The organism is Escherichia sp. KTE96, assembly GCF_000408525.1.
Taxonomy (GTDB): Bacteria; Pseudomonadota; Gammaproteobacteria; order Enterobacterales; family Enterobacteriaceae; genus Escherichia; species Escherichia marmotae.
In genome coordinates, this window is the sequence record NZ_KE137149.1 from 1,323,480 (window position 1) to 1,342,809 (window position 19,330).

The 19,330-nt window shown below is 51.8% G+C and carries 19 protein-coding genes and 1 tRNA gene; 13 read left to right on the forward strand and 7 right to left on the reverse strand.

Annotated features, from left to right (window positions below):
* The first annotated feature begins 11 nt into the window (after positions 1–11).
* Positions 12–734, forward strand: coding sequence for a class I SAM-dependent methyltransferase (locus A1WG_RS08200; RefSeq protein WP_001515751.1), 723 nt, complete (start codon positions 12–14; stop codon positions 732–734).
* Here the strand turns inward: A1WG_RS08200 and rnhA are convergent.
* A complete protein-coding gene (gene rnhA / locus A1WG_RS08195; RefSeq protein WP_000917882.1) occupies positions 731–1,198 on the reverse strand; it encodes a ribonuclease HI in 468 nt (155 codons plus the stop codon). The two genes, A1WG_RS08200 and rnhA, sit on opposite strands and share 4 nt — an antisense overlap.
* A 64-nt stretch (positions 1,199–1,262) precedes the next feature.
* Here rnhA and dnaQ point away from each other — a divergent pair, with 64 nt between their 5' ends.
* Both dnaQ and A1WG_RS08185 read left to right on the forward strand, forming a co-directional pair.
* Positions 1,263–1,994, forward strand: coding sequence for a DNA polymerase III subunit epsilon (dnaQ, locus tag A1WG_RS08190; RefSeq protein WP_010379295.1), 732 nt, complete (start codon positions 1,263–1,265; stop codon positions 1,992–1,994).
* A gap of 132 nt (positions 1,995–2,126) precedes the next feature.
* Positions 2,127–2,203: transfer RNA gene (locus tag A1WG_RS08185), tRNA-Asp, on the forward strand.
* Between the two features lie 148 nt (positions 2,204–2,351).
* Here A1WG_RS08185 and A1WG_RS08180 read toward each other — a convergent pair.
* Genes A1WG_RS08180 through tagK form a run of 6 tightly spaced genes read right to left on the reverse strand, consistent with a single transcriptional unit; the run spans position 2,352 to position 8,522 of the window.
* Complete coding sequence (locus A1WG_RS08180) at positions 2,352–3,398, reverse strand: type VI secretion system protein TssA (RefSeq protein WP_000450215.1); 1,047 nt, start codon at positions 3,396–3,398, stop codon at positions 2,352–2,354.
* Positions 3,399–3,408: 10 nt separating this feature from the next.
* Positions 3,409–4,404, reverse strand: a complete 996-nt coding sequence (gene tssG, locus A1WG_RS08175) for a type VI secretion system baseplate subunit TssG (protein WP_001515752.1) — start codon at positions 4,402–4,404, stop codon at positions 3,409–3,411.
* Positions 4,401–6,284, reverse strand: a complete 1,884-nt coding sequence (tssF, locus tag A1WG_RS08170) for a type VI secretion system baseplate subunit TssF (RefSeq protein WP_001515753.1) — start codon at positions 6,282–6,284, stop codon at positions 4,401–4,403. The genes tssG and tssF overlap by 4 nt, the downstream gene beginning before the upstream one ends.
* Positions 6,285–6,299: 15 nt before the next feature.
* Positions 6,300–6,794 (reverse strand): type VI secretion system baseplate subunit TssE, encoded by a 495-nt coding sequence (gene tssE, locus A1WG_RS08165; RefSeq protein ID WP_001515754.1) that lies wholly within the window; start codon positions 6,792–6,794, stop codon positions 6,300–6,302.
* Positions 6,791–7,621, reverse strand: a complete 831-nt coding sequence (locus A1WG_RS08160; protein WP_001515755.1) for a type VI secretion system accessory protein TagJ — start codon at positions 7,619–7,621, stop codon at positions 6,791–6,793. The genes tssE and A1WG_RS08160 overlap by 4 nt, the downstream gene beginning before the upstream one ends.
* A complete protein-coding gene (gene tagK, locus A1WG_RS08155; protein WP_016242577.1) occupies positions 7,611–8,522 on the reverse strand; it encodes a type VI secretion system-associated protein TagK in 912 nt (303 codons plus the stop codon). Before tagK ends, A1WG_RS08160 begins: the two co-directional genes overlap by 11 nt.
* 332 nt (positions 8,523–8,854) lie before the next feature.
* Here tagK and tssH point away from each other — a divergent pair, with 332 nt between their 5' ends.
* The 10 genes from tssH (at position 8,855) to A1WG_RS08105 (ending at position 19,213) form a co-directional block, all read left to right on the forward strand.
* The gene (gene tssH / locus A1WG_RS08150) at positions 8,855–11,497 is read left to right on the forward strand and encodes a type VI secretion system ATPase TssH (RefSeq protein WP_001515756.1); all 2,643 of its coding nucleotides are present in this window, start codon (positions 8,855–8,857) and stop codon (positions 11,495–11,497) included.
* A gap of 100 nt (positions 11,498–11,597) precedes the next feature.
* Positions 11,598–12,143, forward strand: coding sequence for a type VI secretion system contractile sheath small subunit (gene tssB / locus A1WG_RS08145; RefSeq protein ID WP_000996822.1), 546 nt, complete (start codon positions 11,598–11,600; stop codon positions 12,141–12,143).
* A gap of 24 nt (positions 12,144–12,167) precedes the next feature.
* On the forward strand, positions 12,168–13,682 hold the full coding sequence (tssC, locus tag A1WG_RS08140) for a type VI secretion system contractile sheath large subunit (protein WP_000245852.1): 1,515 nt from the start codon (positions 12,168–12,170) through the stop codon (positions 13,680–13,682).
* 51 nt (positions 13,683–13,733) lie between these two features.
* Positions 13,734–14,141 (forward strand): BPSL0067 family protein, encoded by a 408-nt coding sequence (locus tag A1WG_RS08135; protein ID WP_000332236.1) that lies wholly within the window; start codon positions 13,734–13,736, stop codon positions 14,139–14,141.
* A gap of 12 nt (positions 14,142–14,153) precedes the next feature.
* Positions 14,154–14,606 carry an STY0301 family protein gene (locus tag A1WG_RS25320; RefSeq protein ID WP_001515757.1) on the forward strand — a complete coding sequence of 151 codons (453 nt, stop codon included), beginning with the start codon at positions 14,154–14,156 and terminating at the stop codon, positions 14,604–14,606.
* A gap of 180 nt (positions 14,607–14,786) precedes the next feature.
* Complete coding sequence (locus A1WG_RS08125) at positions 14,787–15,272, forward strand: Hcp family type VI secretion system effector (RefSeq protein WP_001515758.1); 486 nt, start codon at positions 14,787–14,789, stop codon at positions 15,270–15,272.
* A 67-nt stretch (positions 15,273–15,339) separates the two neighbouring features.
* Positions 15,340–15,873, forward strand: a complete 534-nt coding sequence (gene tssJ / locus A1WG_RS08120; protein ID WP_001045927.1) for a type VI secretion system lipoprotein TssJ — start codon at positions 15,340–15,342, stop codon at positions 15,871–15,873.
* Positions 15,874–15,876: 3 nt separating this feature from the next.
* A complete protein-coding gene (gene tssK, locus A1WG_RS08115; protein ID WP_000118766.1) occupies positions 15,877–17,220 on the forward strand; it encodes a type VI secretion system baseplate subunit TssK in 1,344 nt (447 codons plus the stop codon).
* Positions 17,217–18,533, forward strand: coding sequence for a type VI secretion system protein TssL, long form (gene tssL / locus A1WG_RS08110; RefSeq protein WP_001515759.1), 1,317 nt, complete (start codon positions 17,217–17,219; stop codon positions 18,531–18,533). Before tssK ends, tssL begins: the two co-directional genes overlap by 4 nt.
* Before the next feature lie 5 nt (positions 18,534–18,538).
* Positions 18,539–19,213, forward strand: coding sequence for a hypothetical protein (locus tag A1WG_RS08105; protein WP_001515760.1), 675 nt, complete (start codon positions 18,539–18,541; stop codon positions 19,211–19,213).
* Positions 19,214–19,330: the final 117 nt, after the last annotated feature.

A 19,330-nucleotide genomic window follows, 5' to 3' on the forward strand; every position in this document is an offset into this window, starting at 1 on the left:
GGAAGGTTGTGATGAAACCGGCAAGGAACCCTCAAACTGTCGTGGCTCCTGATTGCTGGGGCGATTTGCCCTGGGGAGAGCTTTATCGCAAGGCGCTGGAGCGTCAGCTCAACCCATGGTTCGCTAAAATGTATGGTTTTCATCTGCTTAAGATTGGCAATTTAAGCGCAGAAATCAATTGCGAAGCGTGCGCGGTTTCTCATCAAGTGAATGTTTCTGCACAAGGAACGCCCGTACAAGTGCAGGCGGATCCGCTTCATCTTCCTTTTGCCGATAAATCCGTCGATGTTTGTCTACTGGCGCATACGTTGCCGTGGTGCACTGACCCGCATCGTTTATTACGCGAAGCCGATAGGGTATTGATTGATGATGGTTGGCTGGTTATTACTGGCTTCAATCCCATCAGTTTAATGGGATTACGTAAACTTGTGCCGGTATTGCGAAAAACATCGCCCTATAATAGCCGGATGTTTACCCTGATGCGGCAACTGGACTGGCTTTCTTTGTTGAATTTTGAAGTAGTGCATGCCAGCCGTTTCCATGTTCTCCCGTGGAACAAATATGGTGGAAAACTATTGAGCACGCATATTCCTGCGCTTGGTTGCTTACAACTTATTGTTGCCCGGAAACGGACTATTCCTCTAACGCTCAACCCGATGAAACAGAGCAAAAACAAACCGCGAATTCGCCAGGCGGTTGGTGCCACCCGGCAATTTCGTAAGCCGCAGGCTTAAACTTCGGCTTGATAGCCCGTATCTTCCAGCGTGGGATTCATCGCTGCTGCGCGAGCCAGTTCATCGCAACGTTCGTTTTCCGGATGCCCGGCATGGCCTTTAACCCATTCCCATTTGATTTGATGCTGACCCAACGCGGCATCGAGACGTTGCCAGAGATCGACATTTTTTACCGGTTTTTTGTCTGCGGTTTTCCAGCCCCGTTTTTTCCAGTTATGGATCCACTGGGTGATCCCCTGGCGGACATACTGGCTGTCGGTACTCAAAATGACTTCGCAATGTTCTTTTAACGCTTCCAGCGCGACAATAGCAGCCATCAACTCCATACGGTTGTTGGTGGTGCGGGTGTAGCCTGCGCTAAAGGTTTTTTCGCGTCCGCGATAGCGTAAAATAGCGCCATAACCACCCGGCCCGGGATTACCCAGACACGAACCATCGGTGAAAATTTCTACCTGTTTAAGCATCTCTGGTAGACTTCCTGTAATTGAATCGAACTGTAAAAAGACAAGTCTGACATAAATGACCGCTATGAGCACTGCAATTACACGCCAGATCGTTCTCGATACCGAAACCACCGGTATGAACCAGATTGGCGCGCACTATGAAGGCCACAAGATTATTGAGATTGGTGCCGTTGAAGTGGTGAACCGTCGTCTGACGGGCAATAACTTCCACGTTTATCTGAAGCCCGATCGGCTGGTAGACCCGGAAGCCTTTGGCGTACACGGTATTGCCGATGAATTTTTGCTTGATAAGCCCACGTTTGCCGACGTAGCTGATGAGTTTATGGACTATATCCGCGGCGCGGAGCTGGTGATCCATAACGCAGCGTTCGATATCGGCTTTATGGACTACGAGTTTTCGCTGCTCAAGCGCGATATTCCAAAGACCAATACCTTCTGTAAGGTAACCGATAGCCTTGCGGTAGCGAGGAAAATGTTTCCTGGCAAGCGCAACAGCCTCGATGCGTTATGCGCTCGCTATGAAATAGATAACAGTAAGCGTACGCTGCACGGGGCATTACTCGATGCTCAGATCCTGGCGGAAGTTTATCTGGCGATGACCGGTGGTCAAACGTCGATGGCTTTTGCGATGGAAGGAGAGACACAGCAGCAACAAGGCGAAGCGACAATTCAGCGTATTGTGCGCCAGGCAAGTAAGTTACGCGTTGTTTTTGCGACAGATGAAGAGCTTGCAGCGCATGAAGCCCGTCTTGATCTGGTGCAGAAGAAGGGCGGAAGCTGCCTCTGGCGGGCATAATTATCCGTTGAAGGCGCTAAAAATAGCACGTTGGGCGATTTTTGCAGCAAACGATTCAAAAGATGAGAAAAACCGTTGACGAAGAACGAGGCAGTCCGTAATATTCGCCTCGTTCCCAACGGAACACAACGCGGAGCGGTAGTTCAGTCGGTTAGAATACCTGCCTGTCACGCAGGGGGTCGCGGGTTCGAGTCCCGTCCGTTCCGCCAGTATTCAGAAAGCCCGAATCAGTAATGATTCGGGCTTTCGTCGTTTTGGACGCTGAGGGAATTTGTTGCCCCAGAATTAAAACGGATATGATTTAAAAAATGGCCACATAATATAATGGCCAGCCGTTATACATTCCGTCCATTTCTGTTATTCCAGCGCATCCCATTTCTCCAGCAGTTCTGCTGGAATTTCATTTATTACCTCCGAGAAGCGTTTTCCAATCAGCCGTTCCGCCTGGCGCAGCAAGGGAATAGTCGGGCTGCTCGGTTCGCTGTGCTCAAACCATCGACGTATAACTCGTAAACGTTCCAGCGCGTCGTTCCGGTCACGGATCTGCCGGGGTTCTGCGCCGGGCAGCGGAGATATTCCCACCGCAGTATGTACCGGTGGCACAACGTGCTCTGCCTGTATCTGTTCAGTATGATCGATGGCGGCGTTCTCCGGCTGTTCAGCCTGCGGTTGCGGCGGGATCTCCGGCGTGGTGCTCTGCACCGCTCCTGGCAATAGGGCCAGCAACTGTGTAAGACGCGAAAAGTCCGGGGCATGATCATTCAGCGTTGCACGCGCATGACATTGCAGGCGCTCTGTGGTTTCCGAGGCCTGGCGAAAGGCATCCAGCGGCAGTGCGCCTTGAGCTTCCAGGTCGGCCAGTTGCTGGCGTACTGATTCTGGTGCCAGCGCATCCGTCGGGCGTGATGCAGACAGCGAACGCTCCACATCCCGTACCTGAAGGCGCATAGCAGCATTGTTTGACAGCATAATGCCACGAATATCCGCCATTACTCCTTCGTGGTCCAGCAGCGCCGACAGCGCGTTACTGCGTGCTACTGTAGCATCTTCGGCGGTGATATCTTCAGTCGCGAGCAGTTGTGGATGGATGGTGTCCGGGTACGTGGCGCACAGCATTTCCAGTAAGGTAAATGCCTCCGCCAGCCCTCTGGCACCGGCCTGCTGGATCCGGCAGCGCAGCAGGACAACCAGAATACGGATATCTTTACTGCGCGTCAGCAGGCGGCGGGCATCCCGCTCAAGCTCCGCCCAGTTAATGGTTTCCGGCGTACTGACAAAATCGCCGTATTGCGCTTCTTCACGCGGCGTTGCGCGGGTGAACAGCAGCAGGTATTCAGGATCGTACTCCAGATCCGGGCCACATGGGCATTCAGCCGAAACAGGGTCAGCCAGAGATGTTTCCATTAAATTATCCTCAGTACGCCAGATAGTGTTCAGGTTCGAAAATCATGCCCGTCACCGGGTTATCATGCATGGCCTTTCCAGCCCAGGCAGTCCAGCCAAGCTGGTATGGGCCGCCTGTAACAACCGGAGGTGCAGTGTGTGGTTTAAGCTGTAGCTCAATTTCCCAGCAGTATTCAAAACCGGTGAAGGCGCGAACCAGTTCCGTCAGCACCGGCAAATTATTGCCGCCAGGCAGAAAACGTTGGTAATCCTCTAGTGTCAGCGGACCAATGACCAGCCGAAACTTATACTGCATGTCCGGTACGGCCTGTCCTATGAGTGCGCCGTTGCCAATAACGGAAGAGGGGGCAGGAATGCCCAGTCGGGTGATCTCGTCATTTGCTACGGCTATCCAGTGCAAAACGTACTCCTGTACCCGGAATGGCACGCCGAAATAGTGCGCCAGCGTGGCTGCCAGTCCGTCCGGATTGCGGGATTCACGCACCAGATGAGCTGATGCCGCAAGGCGAACGTGATCCGGCAACGGGCTGTCGGCGCATTCCCGCAAATCCTGTCCGCTGAGACTGGCGATATAAAAGGCAAAGCGGTCATGTTGCGGATTATCCAGACCGCCCCCGGCGGACTGAGCGCTGCGCCATGCCTGGTAAAATTGCGTCAGCCAGCGGTGATGAAAAAGATCGGAAAAACGAGTTAGTGTCGGATCGCGGCGGCTTTCGGTCCGGTTATGTGCCAGTTCTGTGTAGTGCAGCGGTAGCGGGCCGTTCGGCCCCCACAGCCCGAGGCTGTAAAGGCTGATGTTCAGTCGTCCTTCCTGCCAGCTCACACTGGCGATTTCCCTTGGTGCAAAGGTCAGCGCAGGTGTTTGTCCCAGGCGAAATTTTTCCATCCTCGGTTGCCATGTGCCGCCAGCCGGGATGGTGCACAACTGCACATCAACGCGACGCATCAGGTTCAGAAAACCGTAACGCCAGGGAGTTTCCTGCGCCTGCGTGAAATTGCCGCTCATATGCTTCCCCGCTGTCCAGCCCTGACCGGCCAGGTCATAATTCTGCCGCGCTGCATGCTGTGTAGCGTCATTTGCGAGAAGGTGTTAATGGAAACATGACGGGCGATATAATGCTCCAGCACCAGACCGAACAGATATGGACTGATACCCGAGAAGCCTTCTTCATCCACGGTCAGTTCACAACTGACGCCTCGACCATAGACCAGCAAACCGGAACCTGGCAGACGACGTGTGACCGGTGTCGTTTTGCAGCCAACCAGACTACGCACCTGACGCGACAGCGGGCTGTCATGCGCCGGAATAAACAGGCTCAGCAGATCGCGCAACGCCTGGCCGCCGGTGCGGTGATCCAGATCGGCCAGTGGCAGATAATTAAAAGATAACTGGCGGATCAACCGCCAGGCCATTTCACGTTCAGCCAGCGGGGGCTGCGGCGGTCGCGGTGGACGGATAAGCCCGACGCCCGCCACCGGGATTGCCGCATCCACGGTCAGGTCGTTCCGGCCATTGCGTGTAATAAGACAGGGGAGATCGCGGTTGGTTATCATGGCCGTGATGGTGATATGGCGCAGATTTTCCGGGTACGGCGCTTCATACTGATCAACCAGTGACAGGAACACTTCCGAACCCGTATAGGGGGTTCGGGTGCCGTAACGGCGGGCGTTTTCTGATAAGCGGCGCGGTTCCCGGCGCAGGGAAAAATAACGCCCGTGGTTGCCTTCATCGTTATTGCGCGTGTGGTAGAGCGGGCGAAAGGCTATCTTCCGTGTGGTGTCAGTTTCCAGCCCTTCCACTTCCTGAACCGAGAACACCTCATAATCCAGTGGATGGGTTCTGTCTACTACCAGATGCTGCTCCGTCGTGCTGTGCGTGACGTCGATCCGGGCGGTGACTCGGGGGAACAGGTTGACAACCGGGGTACAGAATAGACTGAGCTGTGTGGCATCCGTCTGGTGGCTAAGCCAGTCCGGCGGCAGGCGGTTCAGCAAAATGACGATTTCCGCCACGCCGCCGTGAATTTTCTGTAGCCCGGCAGACAGTCCCGTTGGTGTGAAAAAATAAAATCGCTCCGGGCAGGCGAAATATTCATGCAACAGGTTATGGCCGTGGAATACGTTCCACGCCAGCGGCAGTAGTCCCTGATCCGGCTCCAGACCCTCATACATGACGGGCTGTTTCAGGTTCACATCCAACATGCCGTCAAAATGGCCCGGAACGCCAACCAGTGTGGCGATAGCGCTGGTATGCAGCAGTTCGAACAGGTGTGAAGCCGTGCGTTCCTCGCCGCAGAGATAAAGCGGCAGCCTGTCCAGCCCGGCAAGCTGGCTGAAAGTCAGTTCACCGAAGGTGCGCAAGGTAATACGCAGCGCGCCAGCAACGTGAATGTTAGCAGGCAGGTAGCGGTGCAGGGCGGGCATATCTGGCGGTGCGGCGGTCAGACGTGCTTCTTCGATGGCGAGTGGCCACAGTGTCACATCCTGGCTGCTGCGAAACTGACAGGCGGTGCTTTCACCTTCCGGGATGGCGGAAAAAAAGGCAGTGCTGCGCGGTACGGTGAACCCCTTTGCCAGATCACCTTCTTCCGGGTCGGGATGGAGTTGCGCCACACTCATTGAGGGCGTGGGGGTAACGTAATTAGGGCTGACGACCTCCAACAGACGCTGGGTGAATCGGGGGAATTCAGCATCAATTTTAAGCTGCGTGCGGGCGGTCAGGAAGCTGAAGGCCTCAACCATCCTTTCTACATACGGATCGGCAATATCCGTTCCATGCATACCCAGCCGGGCGGCGACTTTAGGATGACGGGCGGCAAATTCGGCTCCCGTTTCCCGCAGATAGCTCAGTTCGCGGTTGTAGTATTCCAGTAGCCGTGGATCCATCGGTCACCTTCTGTATTAAAAAAATGTAATGTGGCTCTGTTCCATATCCAGCACGCTGCGTACCCGAAATGCTGTAGGGTACGGCTGCGTGAGGATTTCGCCGCGAATTTCAAACTGTAATGTGTTATGACCGCTCTGGCGGCGCTCATCCTGGAGCGGGATGATTTGCAGAGTGGATGCTTTCAGGCGGGGTTCAAACCGAATGATGGTACGTAAAATGGCCCTGCGGATATCGTCCCATTTGTGTTCATACAGAAAGCTGCCAGCCAGCGGCGGCAGACCGTAGTTCAGTACGGAAGCCGCAGCCTGCGGGTAACGCGCGGCATCAATATTATCTTCATGACTGACCGTGTTGAGCAAAAATGACAAATCCCTACGGATGATCTCCCTGAGCTGTACCGGACTGACGCTGATATCGTGGTCGCGCTTCTGCTGTGGAGCATCGTCACACAGTCGATCAAACAATGTAGGCATCAGGTGGTTGCTATGGCGCAGGCGAAAGTCGCTCATGCGTCACTACCTTCGGGCGCATTAAAGGTACAGGCGGTCATATCCAGCAGGCTGATATCGCCGTGACTGGTGAGCCACATTTTTTGTCCCAGTGCCGTAACCAGGGTATCTCCTGGCCCGTCCTGCCAGACGGTTTCCCGGCAAAGGCGTAAGGTGTCAGAAGAACTTTCAGAACCGCTGTAGCGGGAAAACAGCCAGGCGCTGTGCGTGTCACCGTTATGCAGGGTGATGTTGACGGGTTTCCAGAGCAAATCGGTCAGATGCACGGGCCGTGGCGATTTCAGCGAACGAATTTGTGAAAATGGTAGCCAGATATATACACCGCCCGCGATCAGTTCGAGTACCGGGCCGGTACGGGAATCACTGTCACTAATCCAGTCAAATTTACCGCCATTCCACTGCCCGGTAGTGTCTGTGATGGCCTCAAGTGCGCGGTTGCGGTGGACATCAGCTTCCTGCGCTTCACCACGGGTGTTACCGGTGAGGGCGGCCAGCAAATTCTCCATCCACGCGGGCGGGGAGAGAATAAAACCGGGACGCTGTTCCCCCTGAAAGCAGGTGTGGCGGTATATCTCACAGCGGATCAGCTCCCCAAATATCTGAGCCTCTCGGGTATAATTAGCGTCTATTCGGGCGCAAAGCTGAATTTGTTGTAGCGCCCGCGACCAACAGCCTGTCACGCACAATAACTGAAACAGATTGTGCCGATGTGAAGCCAACGTCGGCTGCTTCTTTACCTGTTGCTCCGCTATCTGAATTCCTTCCGCTACAGAATAATCCCGCAATAGCGCCGACAACATCGCCGGTAGCACGTTATTATTTGTCATGATAAATATCTCCGTGTTGTACCGGGGTGACCCGGTAATGACTGTCAATGCCGATGATGCGGTGCTCACGTTGTGTCAGGTCGGGTAGAATGGCGTTATGTATCGTTTCCTGTGCATATTCCGGGGAAAGCAGATGCAGGATATCGGGGAGAATCGTTTCGACAGGCCAGGTGGTTTCTTCTTCGCCGGTGGTATCCAGCACATCGAGAATCGCGTCAATACTTAGCCCACCAGTGACTATATCCTGCAATGTATCAGTTTCAGAGGTCAGGCTGCATAAGGAGGTCAGATCCTGTGTGACTGCCTCTTCGTACAGGGGAAAAGGATCAACATGGTGATGAATATCCTGTTCGGGGGACGACAACGCCTGGCGGTATTCTTGATAAAGAAGGGGGAGTGGGTTATCTGTTTCTGGGGCAACTTCTGTGGTGACTGCGCCGTGGATCGGAATGATATCGAACGGGTTTTGCGGTTGTGTTTGCTGTTGTCGAAACCAGTCGAGATCGAGATACTCAATCATTGTTTTTGGTGAAGCGGTAATCTGCGCTGTCGTCTTTTCCACGTGTAAAGCCGTGGATGGTAGGTTACCGCGCACAAGACACCATGAAGATAATCCCCATTCAATCAAGTCTCCTTCGTTCAGGCGCATACGGTGATGCGGCTCGACAATCTGATCATTTACCGTGCAACAATATTCATCAGACTGATTAATTATCCACCATGCCTCTTCGTGGCGGGTCAGACTGAGGGTAATCTTTACATCATCATTTGCCTCAAAAACAGGGATCCAGGGAGTGGTAACGGTGAAGATAATTTGGGTTCCTGCAGTCGCATAAATTGTGTTATCGGAGATCCCATGCGCCTGTATTTTTTGTAGTCCCCAGGTAATATTTTGTTTCATTGCATATCACTGTGTAGAGTGTTTTTTTCAACAGAATAATTAATTAAAATTTTTAGATAAGCAATACTGATCAATTTGCTTTATCAATATTAGTCTTCGCGGAAATATATAGTGGTGATTTTTAGTGTAATATATTCATAATATATATGAAATTAAATTGCTATATTGAATATCACCATAAAAAAGATACTAACTGCTATATTACATTGTGTTCTGTGATATGCATCATTGTTTCATTCTGGGTTTTTGATGATTCTATTAATTAGGAATTTTAATCGATACAGTTATGCTTATGTATCATTTATATGATTTTACATCATCAGGTGTAACAGATGGACACTCCTGTTTCACGCAGTGCACTATATGGAAAGCTGACAAAATCTTTATTTAGATCTTTGGAATCCGCGACAACGTTCTGTAAATTACGTGCTAATCCTTATGTCGAACTGACACATTGGTTGCATCAACTCATACAACAACCAGAGAATGACATTCACAATGTGCTTCGACACTATCAAATAACATCTGCTGATGTAGAGAATGCGTTAATTCGACAACTGGAGATATTGCCTGCCGGGGCGAGTGTAATTAACGATTTTTCCCATCATATCGATCTATCTGTCGAAAAAGCCTGGATGTTGGCAAGTATCCGTTTTGGTGATCAAAAAATTCGTAGTGGCTGGTTATTACTTGCCTGGTTAACCACGCCAGAATTGCATCGGGTGTTAAAAAATATCTGTGCGCCTTTGGCTGGGCTACCGGTAGATGAACTATTAGATATCCTTCCGTCTTTAATCACATCATCTTCTGAAATAACAGAAATGCCATATGACGGCTCGGGTTTGAATTCTGCAGTACCGGGGGAAGCTAGCCAGGTATTTGCCAGCGAATCAAGCGGAAGTAAATCTGCGCTGGCGAAATACTGTCAGGACATGACTACACTGGCGCGTGAAGGCAATATTGATCCGGTCACCGGCCGCGAACACGAAATTCGTACCATGACGGATATTCTGCTGCGTCGTCGGCAGAACAATCCGCTGCTGACCGGCGAGGCGGGCGTCGGGAAAACGGCTGTGGTGGAGGGATTTGCGCTGGCGATTGCCCGGGGCGAAGTGCCGCCTTCACTGCGAAACGTGCGTCTGCTGTCGCTGGATGTCGGGGCGCTGCTGGCCGGGGCGTCCATGAAGGGCGAATTTGAATCCCGCCTGAAGGCGCTGTTGGAAGAGGCTGCGCGTTCGCCGCAGCCGGTTATTCTGTTTGTCGATGAAGTTCACACCCTGGTGGGCGCTGGTGGTACATCCGGTACGGGCGACGCTGCCAATCTGCTGAAACCGGCGCTGGCGCGTGGCACCCTGCGCACCATCGGCGCAACCACCTGGAGTGAGTACAAACGCCATATCGAAAAAGATCCGGCGCTGACCCGGCGTTTTCAGGTGTTGCAGGTGGCAGAGCCGGAAGAGGTTGCTGCTGTTGAGATGGTACGCGGGTTAGTCACCACGCTGGAAAAACACCATGACGTCCTGATCCTTGATGAGGCTGTGCGCGCCGCCGTACAGCTTTCTCACCGTTACATTCCGGCCCGGCAGCTACCGGACAAGGCTATCAGCTTGCTGGATACGGCGGCGGCCCGTGTAGCGCTGTCGCTGCATACCCCACCAGCGAAAGTCCAGTATCTGCGTCAGCAGCTCAATGCCGCCGAACTGGAACAGGAGTTGTTATTAAAGCAGGAAAAAATGGGTATCCGCGCAGAGCGGGGCGACATACTGACGATACGGATCGCCTCACTGAATGCAGATCTTTCTGACACCGAAGCGCGCTGGCAGCAGGAACTGGAGTTGGTTCATACCTTACAGGAACAGCGTGCCGCAGAGCCCGATGAGCGTGATGAAACCACGTTACAACAGTCGGAAACTGCATTACGAGTCTGGCAGGGTGAAAACCCCATTGTGTTCCCGGAAGTTAACGCGGCGGTGGTGGCAGCGATTGTCTCCGACTGGACAGGCATTCCCGCCGGGCGCATGGTGAAAGATGAAGCCAGCCAGATCCTCGAACTCCCCATCCGTCTGGCGCAGCGTGTTACCGGGCAGATGGATGCGCTGGTGCAGATTGGTGAGCGTATCCAGACCGCGCGGGCGGGTTTAGGTGACCCGCGTAAACCAGTGGGTGTCTTTCTGCTGGCCGGGCCGTCCGGTGTGGGTAAGACCGAAACCGCGCTGGCGCTGGCGGAAGCTATTTACGGCGGCGAACAGAACCTGATCACCATCAATATGAGCGAGTTTCAGGAGTCCCATACCGTCTCCACGCTGAAAGGTGCGCCGCCCGGCTACGTGGGCTATGGCGAAGGCGGCGTGTTGACGGAAGCTGTACGTCGTCATCCCTGGAGCGTGGTGCTGCTCGACGAAATTGAAAAAGCCCATCATGACGTCCATGAGTTGTTCTACCAGGTATTTGATAAAGGCGCGATGGAGGATGGCGAAGGTGTCCACATCGATTTCAAAAATACCACGCTGTTGTTGACCACTAACGCAGGAGCGGACCTTATCAGCCAGATGTGTGAGGATCCGGCGCTACTGCCTGATTTGTCAGGATTAAAAGAAGCCTTAATGCCGGAGTTACGCAAACACTTCCCGGCTGCTTTCCTGGGACGGGTGACGGTTATCCCCTATCTGCCGCTGGATGAGACGGCGCGTGGCGTTATTGCCCGCCTGCATCTTGACAGGCTGATGGATCGGATGGCAGAGCAGCATGGCGTTTCACTCGTCTATGGCGATGAATTAATTACGCACATAGTGGCACATTGCCCGATGCACGAAACCGGCGCTCGTTTGCTTATCGGCTATATCGAACAACATCTCCTCCCACAACTGTCCCGTTACTGGTTGCAGGCGATGACAGAGAAAACGGCCATCACGCAAATCTGCATTCGTGTTGATGAGGATGAACAGATTATTTTTGAAACGGTTCATGAAGCATGATTTATCCGTATGAACCAACTGTTTGCTGTGCATTTTTAAACTGTACCGTTGAACCGCTCTCCTGGCGGTCGGCGGCTGACTGATAAGGAAATGAAGGATTATGGCTATCAACAACAGCGCGCAGAAGTTTATTGCCCGCAACCGTGCGCCCCGCGTGCAGATTGAGTATGACGTTGAGATTTATGGCTCCGAAAAAAAAATCGAACTGCCGTTTGTCATGGCGGTGCTGGCCGATCTGGCCGGTAAGCCACGTGAAGAGTTGCCCACAGTAACCGATCGTAAATTCCTTGATATTGACATCGACAATTTCAACGAGCGAATGAAGGCTATTGCGCCGCGCGTGGCGTTTGCTGTCCCCAATACGCTGACGGGCGAAGGGCAGTTAATGGTCGATATTACGCTGGAGAATATGGATGATTTTTCACCTGCGCAGATTGCCCGCAAGGTGGACGCCCTGAACCAACTGCTGGAAGCACGTACTCAGCTTGCCAACCTACAAACCTATATGGATGGTAAAGCAGGAGCAGAAAATCTGATCAATAAACTCTTACAAGACCCGACGTTACTGAACGCTCTGGCCAGTGCACCAAAACCTGTCACTCAACAGGAAAGTGTCTTATCAGGTGAAACGGGAACAACAGACTAACTGCGATTTTATTAAGGAACTTTCATGGTAAACGATACTCTTCTGGCGACAGGCGATCTCACTGCTGAGCAAAGCACAGCCTATCAGGACACTGAATTTGATTCACTGCTGGATAAAGCCTTCCGTCCCAAGACACCTCAGGCTGCAAAGGCTGTTGAGGCTGCAGTTCAGACGCTGGCCCAACAGGCTCTGACAAATACAGTCACCGTCAGTGACGATGCTTACAAAAGTATTGCTACGATTATTGAGCAGATCGATTTCAAATTAACGGAACAGATCAAGCTAATCCTGAGTCATCCGGATTTTCAGAAACTGGAGTCTTCCTGGCGTGGGATGGAACATTTGGTTTACAACACCGAAACCGATGAAAAATTAAAAATCCGCTTTATGAACCTTTCAAAGGATGAATTGCGGAAAAATATGAAGCGTTACAAAGGGATCGCCTGGGATCAAAGCCCCATGTTCAAAAAGCTGTATGAAGCTGAATATGGGCAGTTAGGCGGAGAACCCTACGGTTGTATCATTGCGGATTATTATTTTGATCACACCCCGCCGGATGTGGATCTGCTCGGCTCCATTGCCAAAGTGGCTGCCTCAGCCCATGCGCCGTTTATTGCCGGGGCCTCTCCGTCAGTGTTGCAGATGGACTCCTGGCAGGAACTGGCTAACCCGCGTGATCTGACCAAAATTGTGACCCAAAACCTCGAATATGCTCCGTGGAATTCGCTGCGAAAAAGTGAGGATTCTCGTTACATTGGCCTGACGATGCCACGTTTTCTCTCCCGTTTGCCTTATGGTGCGAAAACAAACCCTGTCGATGAGTTTGATTTTGAAGAAGATGCAGATGGTGCAGACCACAGCAAATATGTCTGGAGCAATGCTGCCTATGCAATGGGCGTAAATATCAACCGTTCTTTCAAACATTACGGTTGGTGTACGTTGATCCGTGGTGTGGAGTCTGGTGGTGCGGTGGAAAACCTACCCTGTCATACATTCCCTACCGACGATGGTGGTGTGGACATGAAATGTCCGACGGAAATTGCCATCTCTGACCGTCGGGAAGCTGAACTGGCGAAAAATGGTTTTATCCCGCTGATCCACCGCAAAAACTCTGATTACGCCGCCTTCATTGGCGCACAGTCGTTGCAAAAACCACAGGAATATTACGATCCGGACGCCACGGCCAACGCCAATCTCTCCGCACGCCTGCCGTATCTATTCGCCTGCTCGCGGTTTGCGCACTTCCTCAAATGTATCGTGCGCGACAAGATTGGCTCGTTCAAAGAGCGTGAAGATATGCAGCGCTGGCTCAATGAATGGATCATGAACTACGTTGATGCCGATCCGGTGAACTCCTCGCAGGAAACCAAAGCCCGCCGTCCGTTGGCTGCTGCTGAGGTAGTGGTGGAAGAAGTGGAGGGGAATCCGGGTTATTACGATGCCAAATTCTTCCTGCGCCCGCATTTTCAGCTTGAAGGATTAACAGGATCGCTGCGTCTGGTGACAAAACTGCCGTCAGTAAAACAGGGAACCGCCTGATTTTTATGAATATTTGAATGAATGATGTCGGGTAATACTCAGGGGGGATATATGGCATATGTTTATGGACTGGTAGATTCATTGCAGGGCACTGAAATGGTGGGAATGGCGGGGGCAGGAGACAGAAAGGAATGTGTGTTCTTGGTTCAGGTATATGCACATGTGGGGCATACCGGAACGTGGAAGCAGGGTCGGAAGGTTTTCGGAGACAAATCGATTCCCAGAGGAACAGCAATTGCGACTTTTGTGAATGGGAAATATCCATCGGGGGACAATGCTCATAAACATGCTGCTTTCTATCTCGAACAGGATGATTCGTATATTTATGTTATGGATCAGTGGACAGGCAAAGCCTCGAATGTATCTGCGCGCAAAATCTCCAGAAAAGGTGGGATGCGCAGTGATGGGACATATCATGATGCCAGTAATAACGCTGAAGCTTTTTATGTTATTGAGTAGAGGATAGATTCAATGGGGACCCGTTTTATTTTTTCTCTGTTATTGGGTTATATGTTGTTTTATTCACAATTTGTTGCAGCGTGGGAAGTCAGTTGCCCCGAGTTTATCAATATAAAATCCTCAACGACAGTACTGGAGTCGGATGTACCTGCATCCTGGCAGGGATCTTCCCGCTATGAACCCCGTCTGTGGCTGGACGGCGTAGGGATGTCGCAGGGAAAACCTGAAAATCGGATAGATCTAAAACCAGAGACAGAGAAAATAAAGGGTGAAACCAGGCAAATATGGGATACCACAATGACCACTAATCAGGATAGTGAGCGTTACTGGGTTTCTTGTATTTATAACCACGGACAGGTTTGGTTATCACAACCAGTACCAGCATCTGCAACACAGTGCCAGGCATCTTCTTTACAGCGTCAGCGGGAACAAGGAGAGTCATTGATATCTGTGATATGTAAATAGACGTAATACATTCAACATGTAAATTAATTAAATACTGGTATCTCATTACCGGAAATTATACAGCCTTCTGTTCTTCTGAAATAAAGGAGAGGGGGTTCTGTACGGCAATGGTTTATCTGCATTCAGCTATGCAGATAAATCAGAGATTATTTTTAAGTAATTCTTAATAAGGAAATAAAAATGGCTTATGACATTTTTTTGAAAATTGACGGCATTGACGGCGAGTCAATGGATGACAAACATAAAAATGAAATTGAGGTGCTGAGCTGGCGCTGGAATATCCACCAGGAATCCACCATGCACGCGGGCAGCGGCCTGGGATCCGGTAAAGTCTCCGTGACTAACCTGGAGTTTGAACATTATATCGATCGCGCCAGCCCGAACCTGTTCAAATACTGCTCCTCCGGCAAGCACATTCCGAAGTCCACCCTTGTCATGCGTAAAGCAGGCGGCAATCCGCTGGAATACCTCAAGTACACTTTTACTGACCTGATTGTGGCTGTGGTTTCCCCCAGTGGTAGCAAGGAGGGCGAGATCGCCTCCCGCGAAAGAGTCGAACTCTCTTTCAGCACCGTGAAACAGGAATACGTGGTGCAGAACCAGCAGGGCGGCAGCGGCGGCACTATCACGGCAGGTTACGATTTCAAAGCTAACAAAGAAATTTAAGCAATTTTTTTCCGGCCAGGTATATAGCCTGGCCGTTCTTTATTATTTGATTTTAAAGGAAATTACAGTGAATAAATGGCGTGACCCCGGTTGGCGGTTATGGGCGGTAGCGTTGTTTTTTATCTGCCTTTTGCCCGGGTGCAGCATTGACAGCGACACCGTGCCGGACCTGATGTCACAGCGACTTGATCTGGTGATGAAGGCTTCCGATAAGGTGAACCCAGACAATCAGAAGAAAGCCGCGCCCATAGAGATACGCGTTTATGAACTGAAAAATGATGCAGCTTTCACGGCGGCGGACTGGTGGTCTCTTCAGGACAATGACAAAACTGTTCTTACCGATGATTTACTGCACCGCGACAGCTTTATCCTGCGTCCGGGCGAGGAGAAAAAGCTGCGTCGCTCTCTCAATAAAGAAACCACGGCACTGGGGATCCTTGCTGGCTATCGCAATCTGGGAAAATCGGTATGGCGAGTCACGTATAAAATTCCTGATCCCCCGGAAAAAAGCTGGTACAGCCGCTTTATGCCAAAGAAAAAAGTCGAACTGGATGCCGGTATAGAGCAAAGCGCCATAGTGATTAAAGAACGGGATGAGTAAATTATGAGTTGGAATAACCGGGTAGTCTGGAGTGAAGGGCAATTTTTGCTGCCACAGATGTTTCAGCAGCAGGAACGCTATCTGGAACATGTCATTCATTACCGCAGTTTGCCTCTTTCCCCCTTTTTCTGGGGCTTCAGTGAATACGGCATTGACAGTGAAGCACTGAACATCGGAAAGCTGGTACTCACGAAGGCTTTTGGGGTGTTTGCCGACGGAACACCGTTTAATGCGCCGGGACACACACCACTACCGCCGCCTCTTACCATCCTGCCAGAGCACCTTAACCAATTGATTTATTTGGCGGTGCCAATACGTACACCGAACAGCGAAGAAACCAGTTTTGGCAATAATCCAGAATCGCTGGCACGCTTTTCGGTTCATGAAAATGAAATCCGTGATGCAAACTCATTGGGGCGCGGCGCACAACTGTTGCAACTCAGCCACCTGCGCCTCCGTCTGTTGCCGGAAAAGGCGGTGACGGATGCGTGGATCGGCCTGCCGCTGACACGTATCACAGCATTGCATCCAGAGGGGCGGGTTGATATTGACGAAGATTTGATCCCGCCGGTGGTGAACTATCAGGCAAGTTCACTGATATGTACATGGTTGTCGTGGATCAACGATCTGATCAAAATGCGGGCAAATTCTCTGGCTGAGCGATTGACGGGCAGTGATAAACACGGCCATGAGGCGGCGGAAGTGTCGGATTACCTGCTATTGCAAATTCTCAATCGTTTTGGCCCCTTACTGATCCATATGTCGAAAACGCCGCTGTCGCCTGAAGTGCTCTATCGTAATCTTTGCGCACTGGCCGGAGAACTCTCTACCTACGTGCGTCCGCAAACACGCCGTCCGGAAAAATATAAAGAATATAAGCACCTGACGCCCTATGCCGGGCTGAAATCGGTGGTAGATGAGGTGCAGTATCTGCTAAATGCTGTGCTGATCCGCGGGGCGCAGCGAATCACTCTGGAGGAGGGAACTTACGGTATTCTCAATGCGGTGATTGAACCTACCGAACTGTCAGATTTCAGCTCGTTAGTATTGGCGGTGAAGGCGCAGATGTCCGCCGAAACCTTGCTGCAACATTTTTCGGCTCAGACCAAAATAGGGCCGTCCGAACGCCTGCCGGAGCTGATTCGTTCGCATCTGCCGGGCCTTGCTTTACAGGTGCTGCCGGTGCCGCCGCGTCAGATTCCGTTCCAGTCCGGTTATATCTATTACGACATCCGTCGCGACGGCGTGCTGTGGGAACATATCGCCCGCTATGGCGGCATGGCAATGCATACCGCCGGAGAATTTCCAGGGCTGGAGCTGGAGCTGTGGGGAGTTCGCGATAAATGACCGACGATATTCTGACGCATCCTGCGATGAATACCCTGCCATTCCAGCCATCAGTGGGGGGGACAAAACCACCTGATAATGAAGGTTATGATATCGCAATACAGGACAGCCTTCGCAGGGAAGATATAAAGGTGGTGGTTGAAGACGGCCCGGATATGAAACTCCGGCTGGCCGAAATCACCGCTGCCGCTAATCCCCTACTGGCGGCGGCAAGTCCGCTGCTGTGCGCACTGGCGCAGATGCCCCGTGAACTTGCCCCTGCTTTTGTCGAACATTACCGCGCCCTGCTGGAGCGTGAAGTTCGTCGGTATCAGACGCTGTGCGACCAGGCAAACCTGCGCCGCGAACATGTGTTGGCGGTGCGCTACTGCCTGTGTACGTCGCTTGATGAAGCCGCCAACAACACCACCTGGGGACGACGCGGTGTCTGGGCTGGGAAGAGTCTGCTGGTCACTTTTCATGGCGAAAGTGAAGGTGGTATCAAACTATTTCAGATAATTGGTCGTCTGGCCTCCAGCTTCCAGGAGCACAGCGATGTGCTGGAAATTATTTACCACATTCTGGGGCTGGGTTTTGAAGGTCGCTACAGCGTACGGCCCGACGGACGTAAGCAACTGGACGATATTCGCCAGCAACTGCTGACCCAACTGGTCCAGCGCCGCGATCCGGTCACGCCGACGCTCTCGCCGGGATTTACCGGAGCTGTCAGCGGACGGATGCGCCGGATGCGCCGGGTGCCGGTCTGGCTGAGTGCCGGAATAGCTCTGCTGGTGATGCTGACGTTGTTTGGCCTTTACAGCCACCGGATGAATCTCGCCACCTTAACCGTACAGCAGCATATCGATGCCATCGGTAAACACCTGTCGCCGCCACCGATTCCGGTGCACAAACTGCGACTGAAGATCCTGCTGGCGAACGAAATTGCCCGTGGCCTGCTGACGGTGGAGGAAGATGACCATCACAGCCGTGTGATCTTCCGAGGCGATACGATGTTTATACCGGGGCAGAAAACCGTAAATGATGCGCTCCGCCCGGTGATTGATAAGGCCGCGCGCGAGATTGCGCGTGTGGGCGGTGCGGTGACGGTGACCGGTCACACCGACAGCCAGCCTATCCACTCCGCTGAATTCCCGTCGAATCAGGTGTTATCAGAAAAACGTGCGGCAGAAGTGGCTTCGTTGCTGACGTCCGGTGGCGTTTCGGCCAGCCGGATCCGGGGTGTCGGGAAAGGGGATACCGCACCAGTGGCCGATAACAGCACTAAAACCGGACGGGCGCAGAATCGCCGGGTGGAAATTCTGGTGGTGGAGTGAGAAAAATGAAGAATCTGGACTGCAATGCATCGAATCATTCACCGGTATGGGGCGTGACCGAATTTCTTTTCTGGAAATTAGCCCCAAAAAAATGGGGCGAAGGTGTACCTTATGGGCGTTATTTCAAAGATCGCTGGGTGAAACATAACCACCTTCTGATAACGTCGGCTGCCAATACATATAATTTGCCAGCGCCTTTACTGGCTGGTGTGTGTTGGATAGAAGTCGGGGGAGAGCCCTGTATTGTAGATATGCTGGCATTTGATGCTCGGACTATTAACTGGAGTGGGCCTGAGTGGATTGATGAACATATCACCATGACTTCGAGACCAGAAAAAACATCTTTTGGTGCAGTGAGTATGCAATTGCGAACCACAGCCAGAACACCTGGGCTTGATGAGTCAAAAATGGATACCTCTCAATTGCGTGAACTGGCAAATTGCCTCCAGCATGATATTTTTAATATTCAACTTGTGGCCAGACATCTTTATCAATTAGCTGCAAGAGATGGATTTCAGTCCTCCTTACCACACCTGACGGAAGAGCAGATAAGAATTATTGGTGCCCGTTATAACCGGTGTATGTCGCTTACCCTGGAGAAAATAAAGGAAGATACCAGCTATGGCAATTTTATTGTCAACAACTGGTTGCATTTCTCTCGTTTATTCATCACCCATTAGGAGTCTTCGTGAGAAGAATAATTCAAATATCAGGATGGTTATTATTCATTATGGGTCTGAACATCATTATGCTTTTTTCCGGGAATGAGTATCAATAGATGCAGGATATAGATCCTT